Consider the following 352-nt stretch of genomic DNA (forward strand, 5'->3'; position numbering starts at 1 on the left):
GCGCTGGCCAGAATTGAGGCCGCGAAAAAACGACTGCTGCAATCCCCGTCAGCCCGTAAGGACAGAATGGAGCAGGACAAGCGCTTTATACGGGCGGCACAGGCCTTGGCTCCGGAATGGGACGCTCGACACTTTATCGCCGCCATCGAAAAAGCCCTTCAGGAAGATGCGGAGGCTCTGCAGGCGCGTGGGGAATCTCTATTGAAAGAACATGGCCAGCCCAGGCGGGGTAGACGGCCCCGGGGAGTTTGAGGCGTCTTTCAAAAGCCTCAGATACTGGCCAGGTACTCACACCAGAATGATCCCTTCCGCCTGATAATGATGCAGAACTCTCCATTCGGGTCAGCAGATG

At 57.4% G+C, this 352-nt stretch carries 1 protein-coding gene; it reads left to right on the plus strand.

The genetic code is table 11. From position 1 onward, the window contains the following. A partial coding sequence (locus BLW97_RS18585; RefSeq protein WP_075324211.1) for a hypothetical protein occupies positions 1 to 252 on the plus strand: 252 nt, incomplete at its 5' end. Between the last annotated feature and the right edge of the window lie 100 nt (positions 253 to 352).

The organism is Acidithiobacillus albertensis, assembly GCF_001931655.1.
GTDB lineage: Bacteria > Pseudomonadota > Gammaproteobacteria > Acidithiobacillales > Acidithiobacillaceae > Acidithiobacillus > Acidithiobacillus thiooxidans.